This window comes from Acidisoma sp. L85, from assembly GCF_009765865.1.
GTDB lineage: Bacteria > Pseudomonadota > Alphaproteobacteria > Acetobacterales > Acetobacteraceae > Acidisoma.
On the sequence record NZ_LMUQ01000061.1, the window covers coordinates 562,165 to 580,201 of the forward strand.

Genomic DNA, 18,037 nt, shown 5'->3' on the forward strand with positions numbered 1-18,037 from the left:
TTCATGCGGGGCTTGGAACAGCCGCAACCTACGCTTCCAAGTATGATCGTCAAAATCGATTTCTCGATATCGATCAATAGCGCCACTCTATCACGACCCCCGCTGTGGAGGGCTCGGCTTAAACCTGGCGAGCTGGGGGGTTTCGAATCGACTGCAAGCCCTTACATGCGCTAACGCTGACCGATCGGTCAGCGCGCTGGTTGAGCCGGCCCGGACTGGCGCCTCCTGCTTCCGCATCAAGGATACCTCATGGCTGAAGACGACGACGAGGCGCGGGCTGCCGGTCCAGACGACGAGAAGAAAGCTGACTCCGGCCAGTCGAAGGGCGGTGACGCGGGGGGCGACAAAGCGAAGGACGGCAAGCAGGACGATCAGAAGGACCGCCGCACGCCCGCCCAGAAGCAGGCCGACGAGCGCAAGGCGCGGCGGCGCAAAATCCTGATCCGGCTGATTTTCGTTCTCGTCCTGGTCATCGCCGCGATCGGCGCGTTTCTCTACTGGTTTTCCATCCGCGACCTGATCGATACCGACGATGCCTATACCGAGGGCCGCGCGGTCACGATCGCGCCAAGGATTGCGGGCCAGGTCATAGCGCTCGATGTCAGCGACAACCAGCGCGTCCGGAAGGGCGATGTGCTGATCCGGATCGATCCACGCGACTACAAGACCGCGCTCGACAAAACGGCGGCGCAGCTTACCCAGGCCCAGGCCCAGCTATCCTCGGCCCGGATCGACCTCGACAAGGCAGCGACCACCTATCCCGCCGATCTTCTCTCCGCGCAGGGCAGCCTGGAGCAAGCGCAGGGTAACCTCGCTAACGCGCAATCCGACTTCAAGCGACAGCATGTAGTCGCCCGCGCCGCGACCACGCAGCAGCAGATCGACCAATCGACCGCCACGCTCCGGCAGGCCGAGGGCCAGGTGAAGGTCGCCCAGGCCAAGGTCGATACGGCGAGTCTCGTGCAGCAGAACATCGACCAGGCGAGCGCCCGCGTGCAGCAGCTCCTGGGGTCGGAGCAGCAGGCCCAATCGCAATACGACCAGGCGAAGCTCAATCTTTCCTACACCGCCGTCCGTGCGCCGCAGGATGGCTGGGTGACGCGCCGCAATGTCGAGGTCGGCTATTATCTTGAGGCTGGCCAGGGAATCATGTCGCTGGTGACGCCCGAAGTCTGGGTGATCGCCAATTACAAGGAGAATCAGCTCAATCGCATGCGGCCTGGCCAGGTCGTGGACATCACGGTCGATGCCTATCCCGGCCTGCATCTCAAAGGCCATGTCGATAGCGTGCAGATGGGCTCCGGCAGCCGCTTCAGCACCTTCCCGGCCGAGAACGCGACCGGCAACTTCGTCAAGATCGTGCAGCGCGTGCCGGTAAAGATCGACATCGACCATGGGCTGGACCCCAATTTGCCGCTCCCCCTCGGCCTCTCGGTTGAGCCCACGATCAAGGTCAGGGAATACGTCCGAAACGGCGCGCAAAGTGAGCAGACCCAGCCGTGAGTGGTGCCGCTGCCGGGACGCATGACGAATCCGATGCCGCGTGGAAGCCGAAGGGCAACCCCTGGCTCATCGCCGTGGTGGTCACAATCGCGGCCTTCATGGAGATTCTCGACACCACCATCGTCAATGTCTCGCTGCCGCACATCGCGGGGTCGGTCTCGGCGAGCTATGACGACGCGACCTGGACACTGACCTCCTATCTCGTCGCCAACGGCATCGTGCTGCCGATCTCGGGCTTCATCGGCCGAGTCATCGGCCGCAAGCGCTACTTCCTGATCTGCATCGCGGCCTTCGTGGTCTGTTCCTTCCTCTGCGGCACGGCCACTTCGCTCGGCCAGATGGTGATCTATCGCCTGCTTCAGGGCTTCTTCGGCGGTGGGCTGCAACCGAACCAGCAGGCCATCATCCTCGACACTTTCGAGCCCAAGAAGCGCGGCGCGGCCTTCGGGGTGGTGGCCATCGCGGTGATTTTCGCGCCGGCGATCGGCCCGACACTCGGCGGCTGGCTGACCGATACCTATTCCTGGCGCTGGATCTTCTGGATCAACATCCCGGTCGGCGCGGTCGCGTTTTTCTCCGTTCTGGCGCTGGTCGAGGATCCGCCCTGGGTGAAGCGGCAGAAGGCCAAGTTCATTGACACCGACTGGATCGGCCTCGGCCTCATCGCGCTCGGCCTCGGCTGCCTGCAGGTCATGATGGACCGCGGCGAGGACGAGGACTGGTTCAGCTCACGCTTCATCGTGACCATGGGCGTTCTGGCGGCGATCGGGATCAGCGGCGCGATTGTCTGGCTGCTGACCACGCCCAAGCCGGTGGTCGATCTGCTGGCCTTCAAGGACCGCAACTTCGCGGCCGGCGCGCTGATGATCACCGGGATCGGTGCCACGCTCTATTCCGGCGCCGTGCTGGTGCCGCAACTGGCACAGCAGGACCTGGGCTATACCGCGACCCTTGCCGGACTGATCCTGTCGCCCGGGGCGATCGCGATCGTCATATTGATACCCTTCGTGCAGCGGCTGCTGATGCCGAGAATCCAAACGCGATACCTTATCGCCTTCGGCTTCTTGCTGGTCGGGACGTCCTATCTGTATTCCAGCCTGATCGTGGTGCCGACGGTGGATTTCGCGACCCTGGTCTGGACCCGCATCTTTCAGGTCAGCGGCCTGGCTTTCCTGTTCGTGCCGGTCAGCACGATCACCTATTCCACCTTGCCGCGCGCGCTGAACTCGGACGGCAGCGCGCTCTATGTCATGCTCCGCAACGTCGCCGGATCGATCGGCATCTCGCTCGCGACGGCCACGGTGACCAACCGGGTGCAGATCCACCAGGCGTATCTCGCCCAGTACATGACCGATCTGCACGAGCCCTATCGCCTGCTGGAACAAACCCTGAGAGGAAGCATACGGAGTTTCGGCTACGGGATGGGGCAGATCTCAGAGCTCGTTCCGGCGACGATCCTGCGGGATTTGCAGACCCAAGCCGCTGTGCTCGCCTATCGGGACGTTTTCATCTACTGCGCCATCGCGGCCTTCTGCGTGATCCCCTTCACCTTCATCTTCTCGCCAACCAAAAGCGGCGGCGGCGGGGGCGGAGGACACTAGCGCGCGGGGCCGTCTCGTCTTGACCCGCGCCAGCGCAGGCGTGCACATCCCCCAAACGCCACCGAGGTTTCCACATGACGGCAGACGACGACATCCCGACCCAGCGCGCCGAGGCGCTCGTGGTGCGGCTTCGCAATGAGGGGCATCACACCGAGGCGGACCGCGTACAGGAAATGCTCGACCGCCACGCGATACCGAGTGACGACGACCTGCCGGCCGAGCAGGTCCGCCACAGCTTCCTGCACGGCCTGCGCGACGTCTGCCAGGCCATCCTGACGGCGATCGAGGCGATCGACCCTTCCTCCGGCACCGCGATCGAGGAACTCCGCCTCGAAGTCGACAAGCGCCTCTTCCCCCATGGCGTTCACGACGAGGAGCCGATTTAGGCTCCGTCCTATGGCGCCGGCGTGCCCTGGCCGGTGGTCGTGCCGGTTGCGGCAATGGGATCGGTCGCGGTCCGGCCGTCATCGGGCGCCAGCATATGGGCGAGCGCATCCCGCTCCGGCCCGCTGGAGATCGTGAAAAAGCCGTTGTCGAAAAGCGTGTTGAGGTCGACCACAACGAAAAGTGCCGAGGTCAGCGAAACCGCGCTGAGCAGAATCACCGCACCGGCGAGATAGTTGAACGGCGCACTCAGCCCGAAACACAGAAAGATCACCGCCAGCCAGAAGACCAGCACGACCACAAATGGCGTGGAGAGCTGCGCCTGCAACGCCGAGATCAACTGCCAGCGCTGGCTCAGCACGTTCTGCATCTGATGCTCGCAGTCCAGCTGGTCGCGCTTCTGCTGCGGTGTTGTAACCGGAAGTGCGTGGATACCGCGGCCCACCTGCGTCAGAAGGCGGCCCAGGAACGTACTTTCCTCCGTCATGTCAGACGCCGAGCTCGGCACGACGCGAGGATAATAGTTGCCGGGCGGAGCTTTTTCACTCGTCCAAGTCGAGGCGATCGCGCTCGCAGTATAGGTCCGCAGCTGTGCCCTGATGGCATCGGCCCCCGGCCCGTAGTCGCGCAGACTAAGGTCAAGCTGCACTAGCGCGATTGAATAGCTGCGGAACTGGGCGGCGGCGTCGTCGAAGCTTGCCTTGGCCGAGGTAATGAGCAGGCCAAGAACGATGGCCGCGAAGGTGACGAGCATCGTCACCGTCACCTGAAGCAACTCGATGGTTTCCCGTGTTTTGTGCCGCTCGCTCAGCAACGGCCGGATGACGATGCCGGCGCCGCTCGCGGCGAGAAACAGAACCAGAGCGCCGAGGGTGATCCAAGGGGAAGTCAGGCCCGCTCTCCTCCTAGGTCGTCAGCGCGCGGCGAAGGCTAAACGGCGCGGCGGCGCCGTGTCCAATCACGGTGCGAGCGCGTGGCGATCTGATATTGAACCGCGACCCAGAGATCCGTCATGGCACGCGAAGGCGTGCCATCCACGCCTTGCCTTCGTAACGCAAGCGAAGGCGTGGATGCTCGGCCTTCGCCGAGCATGACGTGGTGGAATGGACACAGCGCGAACCTGAGACAATCTGCTCAAAAGGGCCGAAGTGGATGAGAGGGCGCTATCTCCACCCCTCCGTGCAACGGAGCGGAAGGCTAAGCTAACGCGCGGAGGCGCTTGCCTCGCTGCGCGTGGCGCCGACGCGGGCGGCGAGGGCGGCGGCCATGAATTCGTCGAGGTCGCCATCCAGCACCGCTGCCGGATTGCCGCGCTCGACATTGGTCCGCAGGTCTTTCACGAGCTGATAGGGTGCCAGCACGTAGCTGCGGATCTGATGGCCCCAGCCGATATCCGTCTTCGACGCGGCCACCGCATCGGCGGCGGCTTCCTGCTTCTGCAGCTCCGCCTCGTACATCCGCGCCTTCAGCATCGCCATGGCGGTCGCGCGGTTGCGATGCTGGCTGCGGTCGGTCTGACAGGCAACGACGATGCCGGTCGGGATATGGGTGATCCGGATCGCGCTTTCGGTCTTGTTGACGTGCTGGCCGCCAGCGCCGGACGCCCGGAAGGTATCGACTTTGAGGTCCGCCGGGTTGATCTCGATCTCGATCGTGTCGTCCACCACGGGATAGACCCAGACGCTCGCGAAGCTGGTCTGGCGCCGGGCCGCCGCATCGAAAGGGCTGATACGAACGAGACGATGCACTCCGGCCTCGGTCTTGAGCCAGCCATAAGCGCTGGGACCGGTCACCTGCATGGTCACCGACTTGATACCGGCCTGCTCGCCCTCGGAGGTTTCGAGGAACTGCACCTTGTAGCCGTGTTGCTCGGCCCAGCGCAGATACATGCGCTGGAGCATCTCGGCCCAATCCTGCGCCTCAGTGCCGCCGGCACCGGCGTTGATCTCGAGATAGGCGTCGTTGGCATCGGCCTCGCCGGACAACAGGCTCTCGATCTCCAGGCGCTTGGAGGTCTCGGCCAAGCGGTTGAGGCTCGCGAGAGACTCGGCAACGATGCCCGCATCGCCCTCGCTCTCGCCCATTTCGATGAGGCCCACCGCATCGGCCACGTCACGCTCGAGCGCGCGCAGCCCGTCGATGCTGGTGGCAAGCCGCGTGCGCTCCCGCAGCATCACCTGCGCGGCAGAGGAATCATTCCAGAGGGCGGGGTCTTCGGCGAGGGTGTTCAGCTCGTCGAGGCGAGCGACGGCGACATCCCAGTCAAAGATGCCTCCTCAGCAGTGCCACCGACTGCTTGATCTGTTCGGAGAGGGCGTCGGATTCCGCGGACATTGGCTTTCAATCACGGCAAAGGGGGAGGCGGCCGAAGGAGCGGCGCGATGGCGCGCTAATAAAGGCCGCCCACCGCGTTGTCGAGACCACCGCTGCTGCCGCTGGAACCGCCGCCGCCGCTGGTATCCGGCGCACTGCCTTGCGCCACACTCACGCTGCCGCCGCCGCTTTCGTTAGTCTTGAAGGCCTCCATAATCCCGCCGGTACTGCGCAGGCTGACGCCGGGCGGCAGGGTGAACGGAATCTGCGGCTGATCCTTGAGCGCCACGGTCATGTAGCGATTCCAGATCGGACCGGCGACGGTGGCACCCTGCTCGTTGTCGCCGAGGCTCTGGGGCTGGTCGAAGCCGACCCAGACGGAGGTCATCCGGGTGGGCGTGAAACCGGTGAACCAGGCGTCCTGGAAGTTCTCGGTCGTGCCGGTCTTACCGGCGACCTGCCAGGCGGCGAGACCCGCGTTCGCCACACGGCCGGTGCCGCGCACCATCACTCCCTTCATCATGGTGACGAGCTGCGCGACGCTCGCGGGGTCGGCGAGCTGCGCCCCGCCATAGGTCAGCGCAGGCGGCTGATCCATCGCGGGGGCGGCGCAGTTGTCACAACCGGTGCCGGGGGCGCGGTAGATGATATTGCCCTGCGCATCCTCGACCCGATCGATGAAGCTCGGCGCAACCTGGCGCCCCATCTGGCTGAATTCCGCATAGGCGGTGCCGAGCCTGAGCATCGTCGTCTCGATGGCGCCAAGAACCGCCGGGTAGAGCAGCGGCATCTTATCGACCACGCCAAAATCCTGCGCGGTCTTGGCGACAGATGACAGGCCCAGCCGCGCCGCGAGATGCAGGGTCGCGAGGTTGATCGATTGCTCCAGCGCCACATGCAGCGGAATCGGGCCGAGGAAGCCTTCCTCGTAATTGCCGGGGCGGTATTCGCCGGCGGAGCCCATGTTCACCACGAAAGGCGCGTCCAGCACGCTCGCATCCGGCGCGATATTCTGCTCCATGGCTGTCAGATAGACGAGCGGCTTGAAGCTACTGCCCGGCTGGCGCTGCGCCTGGGTCACGCGGTTGAACTGGCTGAGATCATGGCTCCAGCCGCCCACCATGGCCAGAACCCGGCCGGTCGATGGGTCCATGCTCAGCAGCGCGCCTTGAACCTGCGGGATCTGGCGCAATGCGACATCCTCGGAACCCGGCTCGTCCGAGGGCTGGATCATCACGACATCGCCCGGCTTGACGACATCCGCCATGCGGCGAGGGCCAGGGCCGAGGTTGGTGCCGAAGGGTCCGGCATGGCGCGCCCAGCGGACACCCGCGAAGCGCAGGTCGCCGCGATGGCGTGCGGCGCCGGGATCGCGCGCGTTGGCGCCAGGATCGAGCCAGCCGATGGAGGCCTGCACCGGCGTCTCCGCCAGCACCACGCCGAGGCGCCAATCCGGCAGAATGCCCGGCGGGACCTGCACGGCGGCGAGCGCAGGGCCCCAATCGCCGGTGGTGATATCGATCTGCGTCACCGGGCCGCGCCAGCCGTCATGGCTGCGATCGTATTCGGTGAGGCCGCGGCGCAGCGAGGTCTCGGCGGCCGCCTGCAGGGTCGGGTTGAAGCTGGTATGGACGACGAGGCCGCCATCGGTCGCCCGCTTCTCGCCGAACAGCGCGACGAGCTGCTGGCGCACCGTATCGACGAAGTAGCCGGCCCCGGCGACCGTTGCCGGACGGCTGGCGGCACGCGGCACCAGAGGCTCGGCCTTGGCGGCGACCGCCTGCTCATGGGTGATGGCGCCGTCATCCGCCATGCGGTCGATCACCCAGTTGCGCCGCGTCAGCGCCGCCTGAGGCTGATGATAGGGGTCGTAGTTGTTGGGCGCCTTGGGCAGCGAGGCGAGCATCGCATCCTGCGCGATGCTCAGCTGGTCGAGCGGCTTGCCGAAATAGGTTCCGGCCGCCGAAGTCACGCCATAGGACTGCTCGCCGAGATAGATCTCGTTGAGATAGATCTCGAGCACGCGTTGCTTGCTCATCGCCCGGTCGATGCGCAAGGCGAGGATCGCTTCTTTGATCTTCGTGCCAAAATTGATGTGATTCTGTAGCAGAATGTTCTTGGCGACCTGCTGCGTGATGGTCGAGGCGCCAATCGGCCGCTTGCCGCTGCCCATCTTGGCGATATCGGTCACCGCCGCGCGTGCGATGGCGACGGGGTCGATGCCGGGGTGGTGCCAGTAGTTCTGATCCTCGGCCGAGATGAAGGCCTGGGCGAGCTGCGGCGGGATATCGGCGAAGGGCGTGTAGATGCGGCGCTCGGTCGCGAGTTCCGCCATGAGCTGCATGTCGCTGGCATAGATGCGGCTCATCACCGGCGGCTGATAGGTCCGCAGCCCATCCACGCCCGGCAGGTCGGCCGTGTAACGGTGGAAGACCGCGTAGCCAGCAATGCCGCCACCGACCACGAGGACGCCCGCTAGGGCAAAGAGGCTTGTGACCGCACGAGCGGCAACCAGCCCAAGGCCGGTCCGGGCGCGCTTGCGGCTATTACGTGGGCGCTTCTCACGCCCACCGCCGATTTGCGGTGCGACGGGCGCGGGCGGCCTAACCCCATCTTGGCTAGGGCGCGGCATCATGGGATCGCCGGCTCTCAATGGCCCGGGCATAGCATGGTCTCTCTCAGCGGCGTCCGCCTCCTGGTCGCAGGATCGCGGCAGGCGGATCGCCGCCCGTCTAGCAGATATGATACGTCTGGCGCAGCTTTCGAGTTCTAGCCGGTGGCCTCGACATATGGCATCGGGCGAAAAGGCTTAGAGAACCGGTTAATAATACGCGTTTTGCGTGATCTCATCAAACTCAAGCCCGTCAGCACTCCCATCCCTGAAAGGGAGGGGTCGGGGGTGGGTTCGTCCGGGCGCCGATGATCAAGGTCTCGCCGCAGCACCGGACCCACCCCCGCTCCTCCCTTGCAGGAGGGAAGATCACGCTTCTCAGGCGGACAGCAGCCCGCCCAGCACGCCACAGCACACCGCCACAATCAGCGGGTTAACCTTGGACGCGCAAAGAATGATCGTCGCGACCGCCGTCATCGCCAGTTGCAAGATCGAGCTTTCAGCCTCCCGCGCGACGACCAGGCCGCCGGCCAGAATCAGACCCACCGCGATCGGCGCCATGCCGTTCTGCACCGCATGACGCAGGCGGTGCTCGCCATGCCCTGCATTCCACAGCCTCGCCATGACATAGACGATGATGCTGGTCGGCACGACCATGGCGGCGGTCGCGATCAGCGCGCCCCACACGCCGCCCGCACGATAACCCAGCAGGCTGACGATAAGGGTGCTCGGCCCCGGAGCCGCCTGGGCGATGGCGAAGGCATCGGTGAACTGACGGCTGGTGAGCCAGTGGTAATGCTCGACCGTCAGCATCTGGAACTGCGGGATCACCGCATTGCCGCCGCCGAAGGCGAGCAGCGAGGTGATGCCGAAAACCTGGCAGAGCTGCAGCGCGAGGGTCAGTGTCATGGCGCGGCGCTCCCCGGCGTCACTTCCAGCGATGGTCCGGGCGGCGTAGGTTTCGCCGGCGCCGCCTGCCGCCAGGCCCAGGCGATGCCGATCGGCGCCGTGATCGCCAGGGTCCACCACAGCGGCCAGCGCAGGATGCCGTTGAGAACGAAGGTCGCTGCAAACAGCAGGATGGGCATGACCGAGGTCAACGTCGATCGCCCGGTGCGCCAAACCATGGAGAGCGTCATCGCGATGGCGGCGGCGGCGAAGCCGCCTAGCACATGGTGCAGAATCGGCGACTTCTGAAAGATCGCGTAGATCGCGGCAATGCCGACCAGCAGCAGCGTCGGCACGGTGATCAACCCGACCAGCGCCCCGGCCGCCCCTCGCGCGCCAGCCAGTTTGGTGCCGACGAAGACCGCGACATTGACCTGATTGGCACCAGGCAGGATGCGGCAGATCGTCATCGCGCTGAGGAACTCGGCATCCGTCATCCAGCCGCGCCGGGACACCACCATCTCCCGCGACCATGCGGAAAGCCCGCCGCCGAAGCTCGACAACGCGATCTCGTTGAAGGTCACCGCGAGCTGCCACGCCGGCACCTTCGGCAGTTCGCCCTCCTGCGCGGCGGGATCAGCCGCCTTGCCATCCACCACCTGGGGCGAAATGTCGTTCATGCGGTCTCCCTCTTCGGGAAGGTCACTCGTGAACCAATTCGGGATCGTGGGCGTGATCGTCTTCCTCGACCAGATGCACGCTCAGCGGATCGGGCGGATCGTAATGCGAGCCGTCGTGCCAGTCCTGCTGGAAGACCGTCTGCAGCCGCTCGACGACCTCCTTGTCGTCCACCAGGCAGCCGAGTTCGCGGCGGAGGTCGAAGGCACTGCGGTCGATGTTCATCGAGCCGGTGAGCACGCGCTTGCCATCAGCCAGCAGCAGCTTGGCATGCAGGCGGAGCTTCTTCTGCTTGCGGATCTTGATGCCGTGCAGCTTCATGAGCCGGAGCGAGGCGAAGGTGTCGAGGATATCCCAGGCGCTGATGCCGTGCTTGCCGCCGCAGAGCACCCGCACGCGTACCCCGCGCTCATTGGCCTGAACCACCCGCTCCAACACTGTCGCATCGACGAATTTCGGGTGCTGCACGTCGAGCGTATGCTTGGCCCGGTCGATGAAGGCGCACATCAGCACCCGTGAGTCGCGGTTGCTCCAGAGCAGCGGGCCGGTGGCCGGGGGCGCGAACTCCCGCCTCTCCCAGTCGGCGTGGAAGCCCTCCTCGATCTCGGCGACGACACCAGTGTCCTCGGTCAGGATGCCGTAATCGCGGGTGGCGGTGAAATATTTCTCGCCGTAGTTGAAGGTGGCGATCATCGCGGTTCGCCCATCGACCACCATCGACTTCTCATGGGTCACGGCGAAGGCGGGGCTGCTCCAAGCGACTGTGATGCCGCCGTCATGCAGCCTCGCCCGCATGTCGTCATTCGCCCGGCTGCCGGAAGAGCGTGCCGGGTTGAGCATCACCCGCACATCCACCCCGCGCTTCTGCGCGGCGATCAGGCTCTCGGCGATATCATCGATCGTAAATGTGAACATCTTGAGAAGGATGGTGCGCTTCGCCCCATCAATGAGTTCACGCACCGGCGCGGTACCGTCGTCTGGCTGCACGATCGCCCGCGCGCCGTCGATAAACTTGACCCCGATATCATTGTCCATAGGCGGTCTTCTGTCCCCCCTGTTGTCCGAAGTCGAGGAGGTTTCGTTAAGAAAAGCAAGCCTTGACCCGGAGATCCCCCTGGAGGCCGGCGGCCCGGCCCCCACTTGGCCTCTTGAGACGGGGGAGGCTGGCGGTGGCAGAGATGCAGCAGGTCGCACGGCTGGCGGAGATCGCCGAGAATCGACCGTTTGGCGTGATGCTGGGCGACGATTCATTCGTGCTTATCCGCAACGGCTCCGAGGTCCGCGCCTTTTCCGGAAAATGTCCCCATGCCGGCGCTCCGCTGGCGGAAGGTGCCATCTGCAACGGCCGGCTGATTTGCCCCTGGCATAAGGGCAGCTTCGCCATAGCCGATGGCCGCTTGCTCGAACCGCCGCCGCTCGAGAGCCTGCGGCGTTATCCGACCCGGATCGAGGGCGACGCCGTTCTGGTCTCGTCTGAGGCCGAGCCGCCGTTACCCCGCACAGCTGCCGGCAGCGACCATCCCGTCTTTGTTGTCATCGGCGCGGGCGCGGCTGGAACCGCCGGGGCCTGCGCGCTGAGAGAGGCAGGCTTCGCGGGCCGCCTGGTGCTGATCGGCCCCGAGGCACCCTATGACCGCACGGCGCTCAGCAAATTCGTAGTCTCCGGCGAGATGCCCGCGGCGGAAACCCCCCTGCTCCGAGACGATGCCACCCTCGCCGCCTTGGCGATCGAGCGCGTTGTGGAGAAGGTCGCGCGGTTGGACACCACGGACCAGAAGGTCGTGCTCTGCAAGGGCCAAGCCATCTCCTTCGATGCGGCCCTCATCGCCACCGGCGGCACGCCGCGCAGGCCGGACATTCCCGGCGCCAGCGGCCCCCGCGTGCATGTGCTGCGGAACCGCGAGGATGCCGTGGCCATCCACGAGGCGCTGAAGGCTCACGGGACGGTCGCCCATGCCGTGCTCCTCGGCGGCGGCTTCATCGGCATGGAGGCGGCGTCCGCATTTCGAACCCGCGGCGTCGCTGTCACGGTCGTGACCTCCCAATCCGCGCCTTTCGCCGAGCAGATCGGGCCGGCGGCGGGCGGGCGGCTGCTCCGTCTGCATGAGGAAAACGGTGTCGCCTTTCGCAAGGCCCGCAGAGCCGTCGCCATTGCCGATGGTCCGCAGGGCGCCACGCTCACGCTCGACGATGGCGGAAGTCTCACGGCCGATCTCGTGCTGCTCGGCCTCGGCATCCGGCCTCGCACCGAATTCGTGCAGGGCATTGCGCTCGGCAATGATGGCGGCTTGACCGTAGATGCTGGCCTGCGCGCGGCGCCCGGCATCTATGCCGCCGGCGACATCGCGGCGATGCCGCTCCATGGCGAAAGCCGCCGGATCGAGCATTGGCGCTATGCGCAGCAACAGGCGCGGCTGGCGGCCCGCAACATGCTCGGCGCCGAAATCAGCTACGACGACGTTCCCTTCTTCTGGACCCAGCATTATGGCCATCGCGTCGAATGCCTCGGCGACCCGCGACATTGGGACGAGGAGATTGTCCTGGGTGATCTCGGCAGCCTCACCTTCGTCGTCCTGCTGGCGAAGGATGGTGAGGTGCGCGCGGCCGTCGCTTGTCAGCGCGAGCGAGCCATGGCTGTTCTCTCCGACGGCTTGCGCCGCCCACTGCCCGTCGCGGAGGCGCAAGCGCTGATCATGGAGTGCTGAGCGATGACGATGGACGACATCCCGATCTCCGACGCCGCGAGCGATGGCGAGGATCCGCATCCCGCGACGAAGCCAGTGCCGCCGCGCCGCAGCATCGGCCCGGAAAGCGAAACGCGCGGCGGTCCGGAAAGCCTCGACGGTCCGCCAATCGAGCGGAGCCAAAAGTCAGACGCATAGTCCTCCGCGACTTGGACTAGGCGCCGCCCCGAACGCGTGCGAAAAGCGGGTTGCCCCCGAGCGTGTGGAAGATCTCTGCCGGCCGCTCCACATTCCAGATGGCGAGATCGCAGGCCTTGCCCGGCTCTATCGAACCAATTTCGTCCCAAAGTCCGAGCGCGCGCGCCGCCTCGCGCGTGACACCCGCCAGCACCTCGTCCACGGTAAGCCCGAACAGGACAGCAGCCATGTTCATCGTCAGCAGCAGCGAGACCAGCGGCGCCGTGCCGGGATTGCAATCCGTCGACACCGCCATCGGAACGCCGAGGCGGCGGAAGATTTCGACGGGCGGCGCCTGACGTTCGCGCAACATGTAATAGGCGCCTGGCAGCAAGACAGCGACGGTACCGGCGTTTCGCATTGCCTTGGCACCCGCCTCATCAGTGTATTCGAGATGATCGGCCGACAGCGCGCCGAACTTGGCCGCAAGAGCAGCACCGCCCGAATTAGTCAGTTGATCCGCATGGAGCTTCACCGGCAGGCCGGCGGCACGGGCTTGCTCAAAGACAAGAGCAATCTGCTCAGGCGAAAAAGCAATGCTCTCGCAAAATCCGTCCACCGCGTCAGCGAGTTTGGCTGCCGCGACCGCTGGCAACATTTCGTTACACACTAAATCTATATATCGATCGCGGTCACCTTCCGCTTCCGCCGGCAATGCATGCGCGCCGAGAAACGTTGTGCGCACGCCAAGGTTCCGCTCAATTCCGAGCCGCCGCGCGACCCGCAGCAGCTTCATCTCGCTCGCGGTCGAAAGCCCGTAGCCTGATTTTACTTCGATTGTGGTGACACCTTCCGCGATCAGCCGATCTACCCGCGGGAGGGTTTGCGCGAGAAGCTCCGCATCGCTTGCATCGCGAGCGGCGGCGACGGAGGATCGGATACCGCCACCAGCACGGGAAATCGCCTCATAGCTCGCGCCCGCGAGGCGCATTTCCCATTCGGCGGCACGGCTGCCGGCAAAAACGATATGGGTGTGACAGTCGACCAGTCCGGGCGTTATCCACCGCCCGCCGAGCCTGATGGTTTCACCGGCTGACCAGCCTTGCGGGAGATCTGCCTCGGCACCGGCAAAAACGATGCGGCCACCCGACGCGGCGACCGCGCCTTTGTCGACAATCCCAAGACCGGGCCGCTCAACCGCCAGCGTCGCGAGCCGCGCGCCGGTCCAGATGCGATCGAAGGATGCGCCGGCCATATAGAGTCTCCGCTAGCCTCAAAGTATCGAGGCTAGCGCCTTCGCGTAATTCAGACGACCTTCTTGAGCGTGGGCGAAGCCTTGAAGCGCACGGTCTTGCCGGCCTTCACCTTGATCGACTCGCCCGTGCGGGGATTGAGGCCCTTGCGAGCCTTGGTCTTGCGCACAATGAAGGTTCCGAAGCTCGGCAGGGTGAAGCGGCCGCTCTTCTTCAACTCGCGAACGATCGCCTGCATGAGGTCGCCAGCCGCGCGGTTCGCGGCGACGCCCGTGGTCTCAGCCGACTCTTGGATCACCTGGGCCAGGAACGCTTTCGACATTAGAAACCTCTTTAATTAAGCGGGGCACCGGCGAACCGAGCCGAAAGCGCCGCGAATCCTGAAAGATACCTTGGGCGTATCCCCGCGCTTGTTCCGCATTGCTCCTGACACGTCAACGGTTTTCTCGGGCGAAGAGAAAGTTTGCACTGTCAGGCGAAGGAATCGGTAACTAACCTTGGCATTGCATCGCTGCCCGGAAGTATGCGCCGCTTGACAGGGAATAAAGCCTCGCGCGGGCATCGGGAGTCGAAGTCAGGGTCGGGGAGATTGCGAATCGCGCCGTCGCGTCTGTTATCATTTGTTACAAACGCGACGGCTGACTCGCAGCGTTAGAAGGTCGCGAGCACGCTCCGCAGGATATCGAACATCTGATCGATATCGGTTTCCTTGCAGATGAAGGGCGGCGCAAGGATGACGGTATCGCCGGAGACTCGCGTGACAAGCCCGATTTCGAAGCAGCGCTTGAGAAGTTCGAAGCCCCGCGCACCAGGCGACGCGCCGGCCGCGAGATCGAAAGCGCCGAGCAAGCCGTACCCTCGCGTGTCAGTTACAATTCCGACATCTTTCATCTTGGCGATCTGTTCTAGAAAGTAGGGAGCCAGCGTGCGGGCTCGTTCAAACAGCCCGTCATCCTGGTAGATCCGCAGCGTCGCGATGGCCGCGGCGCAAGCCACGGGATGGGCCGAATAGGTGTAGCCGTGGAAGAACTCGATAGCGTCAGGCGCGGCGATATCCATGATGGCATCGCAAATGCCCTCACGCACGGCGACGGCGCCCATCGGAATATTGCCGTTGTTGATGGCCTTGGCCATGCACATGATGTCGGGTGTGACGCCGAAGGCCGTGGCGCCGAAAGCATGGCCGGTGCGGCCGAAGCCGCAGATGACCTCATCGAAAATCAGCAGGATGCCGTGCTTGTCACAGATCGCGCGCAGCCGCTCGAGATAGCCCTTGGGCGGCACCAGGATGCCGACCGAGCCCGCGATCGGCTCGACGATGCAGGCGGCGATCGTGTCTCCGCCGTAGAGATCGACCTGGCGCTGTAAGTCGTCGGCGAGCGCCTCGCCGCCATGCTCGCCCTGGCCGATCTGGAAGCGGTTCTCGGGGATCATGGTGTGGCGAATATGCGAGACCCCGGGCAGGCCCATGCCGAACATCTGGCGATTTTTCACCATGCCGCCGACCGACCAGCCGCCGAAGTTGACGCCGTGATAACCCTTCTCGCGCCCGACCAGCCGCAAGCGCTGACCCTCGCCGCGCGCGCGATGGTAGTTGATGGCGATCTTAAGAGAGGTCTCGACCGCCTCGGAACCACCGCCGGTAAAGAAGATCCGGTTGAGGTCCCCCGGCGTCAGCGCCGCGACTTCGGTGGCAAGACGGAAGGAACCGGGGGTGCCAAACTGGAAGGCGGGCGCGTAGTCCAGATCGGCCATCTGGCGGTTCACCGCCTCGCGGATCTCGGTGCGGCCGTGCCCGGCGGGCGTCGTGTAGAGGCCCGAGATGCTGTCGATCAGCCGGTCACCCTGCGGGTTCCAGTAATGGATCCCCTCGGCCCGGACGATGATACGCGGCGCCTCCTTGAATTGCCGGTTGGCGGTGTACGGCATCCAGTGGTTCTCGAGCGGCTCGTTGAACCTGGAGGTGACAGCTGAGTTCATGAGGGGCCTCGTGCGGAGATTCGGGTGCCGAAGACACTAGACCTCTTGCCAAGCCCTCGCCAGCGCCCGGCTTTAACCCCGGTTTAGACCGCGTTCTCGCCCCAGATCAGACCCAGCACCTGCTCCCGCAGCGCGACGAAGTCGGCGCTCGCCTTCACATGGCGGATCTCACTATCCGCCGACTGCCGGGCGAAAGGCGCCGGAATGCGCGCCAAAATCCGGCCCGGGCGCTGCGACATCACAACAATCTCCGTGCCGAGATACACCGCCTCATCCACGCTATGCGTGATGAACAGCACGGTCATGCCGCGGCTGCGCCACACCTCGTGCAGCGCCTCCTGCATCTTTTCACGAGTCAACGCGTCCAGCGCGCCGAAGGGTTCGTCCATGAGCAGGATCTCGGGCTCGTTCGCCAGTGCCCGCGCAATGGCGAGGCGCTGCTGCATGCCGCCGGAAAGCTCATAGGGGTAGCGGTCGCGAAACTCCCACAGCCCGACTGAATGCAGCCAATATTCCACCCGCTCACGCTGCACCGCGCGCGGCAGGCCGCGCATCGCCGGGCCGAAACCGGCATTGGCGGCGACCGTCTTCCAAGGAAACAATGCCGCCTGCTGGAACACCACGCCGCGCTCCGGCCCCGGCCCGCGCACAGCCTGCCCGCCGACACTCACCATACCTGTGGTAGGCGGCAAAAACCCAGCGAGCGTCTGCATCAGCGTCGTCTTGCCGCAACCGGAGGGGCCGACGATGCAAATGAACTCGCCCCGGCCGAAAGCGAGGTCGGTGGGGCTCAGCGCCGCCACCGCCTGCGGCGTCCCCGCGCCATAGGTGACGGCGACGCCCGCGAACTCCACGAAAGGCGCGGAGGTCACGCCCGAAGGCGTGACGCTCAAGGGCGCCCCGGAATCAGGCAACCGCGCGCTCCAGATACTGGGTGTCGATGCCCTTCTGATACACCGCGAGGTCCCGCGACTTGCGAATGCTCTTCTGTTCCACGAGGAACTCCGCCGTGTGCTGCAGCTGCTCGGCGAAGGCTCCCGGCTTGCCCGGCGTTCCCAACCACTTGGCGGTGAGCTGTTCTTTCAGCGGCACGAAGTCGTATTCCTTGAGGTTGTCCTCGGCGACCTGCGCACTGACACCCGCCGCAGTGCCGACCACCGCCGAAGCCTCGGTCGGGTTGCTGGTATAGAGGTCCAGCGCCCGGCCATAGGCTTTCAGCAAGCCGACAACCGCCTCCGGATGCGGCTGCGCGAAGCCATCCCGCGCGATGATGAGATCGGCGATGACATAGCCTTTCTCATCTAGCACATCATAGGTCTTGTAGACCTCACCGCCATCGGCCAGCAGCTTGGCCTTCGCCGGGCTCCAGACATAGGCGCCGTCGATATCCTTGCGCGCCCAGGCGGCGACGATCTGCTCCGGCGGCAGATCCAGCACCGTCACATCCGACAGCGACAGGCCATTGGTCTTGAGAAAGCCAAGCAGGCGGAAATGCGAGGTCGAGCCGAAAGGCGTCGCGAGCTTCTTGCCCTTGAAATCGGCCGGGCTCTTGATGTTGTCGCTGGCGCGGACCGTCATCTCCTCGGCGGCGCCGATATTGTCCAGCATGGCGATCAGCTTGTAGGGGATGCCCTGGCTGAGTCCGGCGGCCGTCGGCGAGGAGCCGATGCCGATGCCGATATCGATGCTTCCGCCGACCACGCCGGCATTGATCTGCGCGCCGCTCGCGACCTCGATCCAGTTGATCTTGGCTTTCGCCTCATCCTCGAACCAGCCCTGCGCTTTGGCGATCATGGTGGGCTTGGTCTCGATGAAATAGCCGATATTGATGGTCGGCACCGCCGCCCTCGCCGGCCGCAGCGGCAATGCGGCGGCAGCGGCCAATCCAGCGGCACCCGCGATGAGCTGGCGCCGGGTCGGAATCAGAAGATCACTCATGCACATATCCTTATGTGTGTATGCGTT

At 65.0% G+C, this 18,037-nt stretch carries 16 protein-coding genes; 5 read left to right on the forward strand and 11 right to left on the reverse strand.

The window, feature by feature from the left end:
• Positions 1 to 249 precede the first annotated feature (249 nt).
• The 3 genes from GSQ83_RS21005 (at position 250) to GSQ83_RS21015 (ending at position 3,490) form a co-directional block, all read left to right on the forward strand.
• Positions 250 to 1,503, forward strand: a complete 1,254-nt coding sequence (locus tag GSQ83_RS21005; protein ID WP_158804800.1) for an HlyD family secretion protein — start codon at positions 250 to 252, stop codon at positions 1,501 to 1,503.
• On the forward strand, positions 1,500 to 3,104 hold the full coding sequence (locus GSQ83_RS21010) for a DHA2 family efflux MFS transporter permease subunit (RefSeq protein ID WP_216850405.1): 1,605 nt from the start codon (positions 1,500 to 1,502) through the stop codon (positions 3,102 to 3,104). Before GSQ83_RS21005 ends, GSQ83_RS21010 begins: the two co-directional genes overlap by 4 nt.
• 74 nt (positions 3,105 to 3,178) lie before the next feature.
• A complete protein-coding gene (locus GSQ83_RS21015) occupies positions 3,179 to 3,490 on the forward strand; it encodes a hypothetical protein (RefSeq protein ID WP_158804801.1) in 312 nt (103 codons plus the stop codon).
• Between the two features lie 8 nt (positions 3,491 to 3,498).
• Here the strand turns inward: GSQ83_RS21015 and GSQ83_RS21020 are convergent, their stop codons facing one another.
• The 6 genes from GSQ83_RS21020 to GSQ83_RS21045 form a co-directional block, all read right to left on the reverse strand.
• Positions 3,499 to 4,254, reverse strand: a complete 756-nt coding sequence (locus GSQ83_RS21020) for a hypothetical protein (protein WP_158804802.1) — start codon at positions 4,252 to 4,254, stop codon at positions 3,499 to 3,501.
• A gap of 436 nt (positions 4,255 to 4,690) precedes the next feature.
• Positions 4,691 to 5,822, reverse strand: a protein-coding gene (gene prfB, locus GSQ83_RS21025) for a peptide chain release factor 2 (RefSeq protein ID WP_158804803.1) whose coding sequence is annotated in 2 segments (ribosomal slippage) — positions 4,691 to 5,752 and positions 5,754 to 5,822 — 1,131 coding nt in all. Because the reading frame shifts where the segments join, the coding sequence is not laid out codon by codon here.
• 55 nt (positions 5,823 to 5,877) lie between these two features.
• Positions 5,878 to 8,436 (reverse strand): penicillin-binding protein 1A, encoded by a 2,559-nt coding sequence (locus GSQ83_RS21030; protein WP_254065811.1) that lies wholly within the window; start codon positions 8,434 to 8,436, stop codon positions 5,878 to 5,880.
• Positions 8,437 to 8,790: 354 nt separating this feature from the next.
• Positions 8,791 to 9,321 carry a chromate transporter gene (locus GSQ83_RS21035; protein WP_158804805.1) on the reverse strand — a complete coding sequence of 177 codons (531 nt, stop codon included), beginning with the start codon at positions 9,319 to 9,321 and terminating at the stop codon, positions 8,791 to 8,793.
• Positions 9,318 to 9,980: a chromate transporter gene (locus tag GSQ83_RS21040; RefSeq protein WP_158804806.1), complete on the reverse strand. Its 663-nt coding sequence runs from the start codon at positions 9,978 to 9,980 to the stop codon at positions 9,318 to 9,320. Before GSQ83_RS21040 ends, GSQ83_RS21035 begins: the two co-directional genes overlap by 4 nt.
• 22 nt (positions 9,981 to 10,002) lie before the next feature.
• Entirely contained in the window at positions 10,003 to 11,013 is a 1,011-nt protein-coding gene (locus GSQ83_RS21045; RefSeq protein ID WP_158804807.1) for a phosphatidylserine/phosphatidylglycerophosphate/cardiolipin synthase family protein, read from the reverse strand.
• Positions 11,014 to 11,156: 143 nt separating this feature from the next.
• On the opposite strand from GSQ83_RS21045, the gene GSQ83_RS21050 reads away from it, so the two are divergent.
• Both GSQ83_RS21050 and GSQ83_RS21055 read left to right on the forward strand, forming a co-directional pair.
• A complete protein-coding gene (locus GSQ83_RS21050; protein ID WP_158804889.1) occupies positions 11,157 to 12,683 on the forward strand; it encodes an FAD-dependent oxidoreductase in 1,527 nt (508 codons plus the stop codon).
• Positions 12,684 to 12,686: 3 nt separating this feature from the next.
• Positions 12,687 to 12,860, forward strand: coding sequence for a hypothetical protein (locus GSQ83_RS21055; RefSeq protein ID WP_158804808.1), 174 nt, complete (start codon positions 12,687 to 12,689; stop codon positions 12,858 to 12,860).
• 16 nt (positions 12,861 to 12,876) lie between these two features.
• Here the strand turns inward: GSQ83_RS21055 and hutI are convergent, their stop codons facing one another.
• From hutI to GSQ83_RS21080, 5 genes are all read right to left on the reverse strand, one after another.
• Positions 12,877 to 14,094: an imidazolonepropionase gene (gene hutI / locus GSQ83_RS21060; RefSeq protein ID WP_158804809.1), complete on the reverse strand. Its 1,218-nt coding sequence runs from the start codon at positions 14,092 to 14,094 to the stop codon at positions 12,877 to 12,879.
• A 50-nt stretch (positions 14,095 to 14,144) separates the two neighbouring features.
• Complete coding sequence (locus tag GSQ83_RS21065; RefSeq protein WP_158804810.1) at positions 14,145 to 14,414, reverse strand: HU family DNA-binding protein; 270 nt, start codon at positions 14,412 to 14,414, stop codon at positions 14,145 to 14,147.
• A gap of 329 nt (positions 14,415 to 14,743) precedes the next feature.
• The gene (locus tag GSQ83_RS21070) at positions 14,744 to 16,072 is read right to left on the reverse strand and encodes an aspartate aminotransferase family protein (RefSeq protein ID WP_254065812.1); all 1,329 of its coding nucleotides are present in this window, start codon (positions 16,070 to 16,072) and stop codon (positions 14,744 to 14,746) included.
• An 83-nt stretch (positions 16,073 to 16,155) separates the two neighbouring features.
• The gene (locus GSQ83_RS21075) at positions 16,156 to 16,986 is read right to left on the reverse strand and encodes an ABC transporter ATP-binding protein (RefSeq protein ID WP_158804811.1); all 831 of its coding nucleotides are present in this window, start codon (positions 16,984 to 16,986) and stop codon (positions 16,156 to 16,158) included.
• Positions 16,979 to 18,010, reverse strand: coding sequence for an ABC transporter substrate-binding protein (locus GSQ83_RS21080; RefSeq protein WP_158804812.1), 1,032 nt, complete (start codon positions 18,008 to 18,010; stop codon positions 16,979 to 16,981). Before GSQ83_RS21080 ends, GSQ83_RS21075 begins: the two co-directional genes overlap by 8 nt.
• Positions 18,011 to 18,037 lie beyond the last annotated feature (27 nt).

Excerpts from the sequence above, each read along its gene's own strand:
- GSQ83_RS21065 (WP_158804810.1), bottom strand. The coding sequence starts at position 14,414 with ATGTCGAAAGCGTTCCTGGCCCAGGTGATCCAAGAGTCGGCTGAGACC.
- GSQ83_RS21050 (WP_158804889.1), top strand. The coding sequence starts at position 11,157 with ATGCAGCAGGTCGCACGGCTGGCGGAGATCGCCGAGAATCGACCGTTT.
- GSQ83_RS21045 (WP_158804807.1), bottom strand. The coding sequence starts at position 11,013 with ATGGACAATGATATCGGGGTCAAGTTTATCGACGGCGCGCGGGCGATC.
- GSQ83_RS21070 (WP_254065812.1), bottom strand. The coding sequence starts at position 16,072 with ATGAACTCAGCTGTCACCTCCAGGTTCAACGAGCCGCTCGAGAACCAC.
- hutI (WP_158804809.1), bottom strand. The coding sequence starts at position 14,094 with ATGGCCGGCGCATCCTTCGATCGCATCTGGACCGGCGCGCGGCTCGCG.
- GSQ83_RS21005 (WP_158804800.1), top strand. The coding sequence starts at position 250 with ATGGCTGAAGACGACGACGAGGCGCGGGCTGCCGGTCCAGACGACGAG.
- GSQ83_RS21080 (WP_158804812.1), bottom strand. The coding sequence starts at position 18,010 with ATGAGTGATCTTCTGATTCCGACCCGGCGCCAGCTCATCGCGGGTGCC.
- GSQ83_RS21040 (WP_158804806.1), bottom strand. The coding sequence starts at position 9,980 with ATGAACGACATTTCGCCCCAGGTGGTGGATGGCAAGGCGGCTGATCCC.
- GSQ83_RS21055 (WP_158804808.1), top strand. The coding sequence starts at position 12,687 with ATGACGATGGACGACATCCCGATCTCCGACGCCGCGAGCGATGGCGAG.
- GSQ83_RS21015 (WP_158804801.1), top strand. The coding sequence starts at position 3,179 with ATGACGGCAGACGACGACATCCCGACCCAGCGCGCCGAGGCGCTCGTG.
- GSQ83_RS21035 (WP_158804805.1), bottom strand. The coding sequence starts at position 9,321 with ATGACACTGACCCTCGCGCTGCAGCTCTGCCAGGTTTTCGGCATCACC.
- GSQ83_RS21030 (WP_254065811.1), bottom strand. The coding sequence starts at position 8,436 with ATGATGCCGCGCCCTAGCCAAGATGGGGTTAGGCCGCCCGCGCCCGTC.